Raw genomic sequence first — 292 nt, 5'->3', positions numbered from 1 at the left:
GAAATTGGAGCGGAAGACGGGATTCGAACCCGCGACCCCAACCTTGGCAAGGTTGTATTCTACCACTGAACTACTTCCGCAAGACATGTTTGAGATATTTCATTAAAAGTGCGGGTGAAGGGAGTCGAACCCCCACGCCAAAGGCGCTAGATCCTAAGTCTAGTGCGTCTGCCAATTCCGCCACACCCGCATATTTCATTAAAATGGTGAGCCATGAAGGATTCGAACCTTCGACCCTCTGATTAAAAGTCAGATGCTCTACCAACTGAGCTAATGGCTCTTGCAATAAAAA

The 292-nt window shown here is 47.6% G+C and carries 3 tRNA genes; all 3 read right to left on the bottom strand.

Annotated features, from left to right (window positions below):
- Window positions 1-5: 5 nt before the first annotated feature.
- The 3 genes from ILS93_RS28560 to ILS93_RS28550 all read right to left on the bottom strand — a co-directional run bounded on the left by ILS93_RS28560 (window position 6) and on the right by ILS93_RS28550 (window position 280).
- Window positions 6-80 (bottom strand) — tRNA-Gly (locus ILS93_RS28560).
- A gap of 29 nt (window positions 81-109) precedes the next feature.
- Window positions 110-190, bottom strand: a tRNA-Leu gene (locus ILS93_RS28555).
- A 14-nt stretch (window positions 191-204) separates the two neighbouring features.
- Window positions 205-280, bottom strand: a tRNA-Lys gene (locus tag ILS93_RS28550).
- Window positions 281-292 lie beyond the last annotated feature (12 nt).

It is taken from the genome of Bacillus sp. 16GRE42 (assembly GCF_019837435.1).
Classification (GTDB): domain Bacteria; phylum Bacillota; class Bacilli; order Bacillales; family Bacillaceae_G; genus Bacillus_A; species Bacillus_A wiedmannii.
Note: the sequence above shows the minus strand (reverse complement) of the source record. Positions and strands in the feature narration are given on the sequence as shown.